This window comes from Selenomonadales bacterium (assembly GCA_017442105.1).
Classification (GTDB): Bacteria; Bacillota; Negativicutes; order RGIG982; family RGIG982; genus RGIG982.
The window spans coordinates 1-3068 of record JAFSAX010000044.1 but is presented as its reverse complement, the minus strand read 5'-3'; the positions used below and the strand labels follow the sequence as shown (position 1 = coordinate 3068).

Annotated in this window: 6 protein-coding genes; all 6 read right to left on the bottom strand. The window is 54.0% G+C overall.

Translation table 11 applies throughout. The annotated features are described in order from the left end of the window. Positions 1–49 precede the first annotated feature (49 nt). Positions 50–493: an HK97 gp10 family phage protein gene (locus IJN28_01785; protein MBQ6712505.1), complete on the bottom strand. Its 444-nt coding sequence runs from the start codon at positions 491–493 to the stop codon at positions 50–52. Further along, on the bottom strand, positions 490–855 hold the full coding sequence (locus tag IJN28_01780) for a hypothetical protein (protein ID MBQ6712504.1): 366 nt from the start codon (positions 853–855) through the stop codon (positions 490–492). Before IJN28_01780 ends, IJN28_01785 begins: the two co-directional genes overlap by 4 nt. Beyond that, complete coding sequence (locus tag IJN28_01775; GenBank protein MBQ6712503.1) at positions 849–1214, bottom strand: hypothetical protein; 366 nt, start codon at positions 1212–1214, stop codon at positions 849–851. Before IJN28_01775 ends, IJN28_01780 begins: the two co-directional genes overlap by 7 nt. Next, positions 1207–1383 (bottom strand): hypothetical protein, encoded by a 177-nt coding sequence (locus tag IJN28_01770; GenBank protein MBQ6712502.1) that lies wholly within the window; start codon positions 1381–1383, stop codon positions 1207–1209. The genes IJN28_01775 and IJN28_01770 overlap by 8 nt, the downstream gene beginning before the upstream one ends. 14 nt (positions 1384–1397) lie before the next feature. Continuing rightward, positions 1398–2237 carry a N4-gp56 family major capsid protein gene (locus tag IJN28_01765; protein ID MBQ6712501.1) on the bottom strand — a complete coding sequence of 280 codons (840 nt, stop codon included), beginning with the start codon at positions 2235–2237 and terminating at the stop codon, positions 1398–1400. A 17-nt stretch (positions 2238–2254) separates the two neighbouring features. After that, positions 2255–3068 (bottom strand): phage scaffolding protein (locus tag IJN28_01760; GenBank protein MBQ6712500.1); only part of this gene is annotated, 814 nt, incomplete at its 5' end.

The window sequence follows — 3068 nt, the reverse complement described above, 5'->3', positions numbered from 1 at the left end:
TCCGTCCCCGTATGCATCATAGATCGCCTTCGTCACACCGCTTACGATATCATTTACCATCCAGCACCTCCTTCAGCCACTTGGCAAGCTTCTTCTCCAATAATTTCGGCGCAATGCTCTGCACCTCATCGACCGAAACGGTCAACATATGCCGACCCTCTACCCATCTGCCACCGCCGCGCGTACGATGGCCGTACTCAACATAAGAAGCATATTCGACCGGATTGACAACATCGATCACATAGCTGTCTCCTTCCCGTCTGATATTCAGATCAGACTCAGGCGTCCAACCTCTGCGAAGCGTTCCGCCCTTCATACCGCTTTCGGATGGATATTGTCCCACAGGCGTTCGCCCGATCACCTTTGCAAGCAATCTTGCCGCAAGCTCCTTCGCGGCAGCTTCATAGAACGTATCGCGCATATCTCCCATACCCTGCAGCCTGTCCCGCAGCTTCTTCATCTGTCTGCAGTCGACCTTTCCCCATCTGGTCATGCGTATTCACCTGCAAGCTCCAGCACGACCTCTTGGTGACTGCCATACACCGCAGGCTCTCCTGCCGCCTTATACTCAGTAGTCCGTCCGCACTGCGTGACGGCTACCCTCGCCCCTGCCCGTACAACCGTCTCGGGCGCAAGAAACAGCTTGATCGTCTGCTTGACCTTCGCCGCACCGTCCTTCGGCTCTGCCGAAGTCAAATAAGAATAAGACAAGCGGCACCGCTGACCACTCGCCACGACCACCTCTGCAAAGCTCGTCTGCCCGCTCTCAGGATCAAACATCTCCTGCTGATCGATGATATCACACCTGCCTGTATACAGCCGTTCAACAGCTCTCCTTACCCCTGCCGTCACCATCGGATCCTCCTGTATGCCGCGAAATCGACCTCACGTCCGCGCAGATCGGCGATAAGCGATGCGATAAGCTCGGCATCGCTCATACCGCTCACGAACGTAATATCCGTATCTCCCTCTTTGATCTTGCTGACAGCCTGCGAAACATCACCCATCTGACCCGTGCGAAACTTGCCCTGCAAATACTCGCCGCATACCAGATCGACCGCAGTCTCGTGAAGCCCCGTCGGAACCTCGCTGACATTACAGCTGTTCTTGATATGATTCGTCACCTTATCAACACAGAACATCAAGACCCACTCATCGTCAGGCGATACGGTGAACCCCATTCCCGCAAGCCTTACCATCACATCGTTAAGCATTTTTGATCGCCGCCAAAATGTCAGCCTTCTTCGTTGCCTCACCAAGCTTGATATCATGCGCGGCAGCATACTCCTTCAACTCAGCCACTGTCATATCATCGATCGCCTTATCTGCCGAACCCTCATTTACAGCCTCAACAGCCTTTTTATGGTATCTGCGCAACAGCATATACAATCACCTCATCACGCCTTGAATCTGGCAGCAACGACCTTTGCCTCATTCGACAACACAGCCGTATAATGCTCATCCACCGAAATAACCGTCGTCTTAGCCAAAATATCTCTGTCCGTCTCAAGCTCGACACCGCGCTTCATATAGATCGTCAATGCAGGCTGTTCATTCTCTTCCGTCGTCGTAACCACGATCGGGCAGACATAACAGCCATCCTCAAGAGCAACCTTCTTAGACGGCACGACCTGACAACCTGCGATCTCTCCGATCGTCCCCGTCATTACCGTCTTCAGCGGGTACTTGTCGATACTCTTGAAATCCTCATCAAGACGAAGCGTTGTCACCTGCTTCGGATGAACGACCATGACCTTCACACTGTCATCCACCTCTTCCTCAAACAGATCCACCGCCTTCACGATACCCGAATACGAGATAACACCCGCACTGCCATCATACGTAAGAGATGCCCCTTTGAGTGCCGCATAACAATCGCTATTCACCTTATCCGCAATAGACATTCTGAGCTGACTCGTCGCCTCACCGATAGGATCGCCATAGCCGCTCAAAACAGCCTCATCGGTAAGCTCCACTGCCTTGCCTGCTTTCTTTACGGTCGCCGTAGTGGTAGTAGCAGTCAACACAGTCGTACCCATTGCAACGCCCTCTGCCACATCTTCAGCCTCACCAATATACGCATACTTCGGCACCGTGATCGTATTGCCCGCACGTGCAGTAAGCGTACTGTCGACCTTCGCAAGCGGAGTAAACTTGATCTTAGCAGGCAACGTCGCATTGATCATATCCGCCATGACCTGCGGATTTACCAAATTCTCAATTTTTGTCTTTGTCATTTTTCATTCTCTCCTTCTCATTCTGTCGTTTGTGCGGACAGCGCCTCATACGCTGCTTGATCCTTGTTATAAAGCTCCGCACGCTCCTTATAACCCATTTTGGCAAACGCCTCTTTCGTGATAGCCGCCGCAGACTTCTTGCCGTTGTCTCCGCCCTTCACGCCCGTAAAGCCGGGGGCAGTCTCACCGAACAAAAACTTCGTATCCTCATTCGTCTTCAATCGCTTGATCTGATCCGCCAAGCCCTTCACATCTTCGCCGTCCATTTCTGCCTCGTTCAGATCAAGCAATGCTTTCACCGCCTTCAGATTCTTCGCGCCTGCCGACGACAAAGCTCTTTCGACCGCATTATTGATCTTGAGCGCCTTCAAGTCAGCAGCGAACTTATCAGCAGCTGTCTTATTCTCGCTCTGAAGCTTCTCGATCTCTGCCTTGAGTGCATCCGCATCCCCCGACTTCTTCTTCAGCTCCTCCAGGAGGGCAACGGCCTCCGTGGCGGTGCTGTTCAGATGGTTCTCCACCGTGATCAGCAGGAAGTTATTCCGCTTGGCGACCCGGTACCAGCCGGACACATGAGCCATATGCAGCGCCGAATCCCCGCCGCCGTGGAAGGCCAGCACCACCGGCACCTTCCCTGCGTCCAGCAAGCCCTTGTTATACCAGGCGATATAGCCGATGCGGTGGCTGTCCGTGCCCTGATCGTCGCCGCGATTGTCCGGCGAGGTCGGCACCACCGCGAAGGACGGCTCCTCCACCATGCCAATCTCGGCCATGTCGTCCTCATGCGTCAGCGTGCCGCACCAGCGCTTCCAAGGCCGCAGGAAGCTGCGG

Bases quoted from the DNA above. Each gene is read 5' to 3' on its own strand.
- IJN28_01775 (MBQ6712503.1), bottom strand. From the start codon at position 1,214: ATGCTTAACGATGTGATGGTAAGGCTTGCGGGAATGGGGTTCACCGTA.
- IJN28_01770 (MBQ6712502.1), bottom strand. From the start codon at position 1,383: ATGCTGTTGCGCAGATACCATAAAAAGGCTGTTGAGGCTGTAAATGAG.
- IJN28_01765 (MBQ6712501.1), bottom strand. From the start codon at position 2,237: ATGACAAAGACAAAAATTGAGAATTTGGTAAATCCGCAGGTCATGGCG.
- IJN28_01780 (MBQ6712504.1), bottom strand. From the start codon at position 855: ATGGTGACGGCAGGGGTAAGGAGAGCTGTTGAACGGCTGTATACAGGC.
- IJN28_01785 (MBQ6712505.1), bottom strand. From the start codon at position 493: ATGACCAGATGGGGAAAGGTCGACTGCAGACAGATGAAGAAGCTGCGG.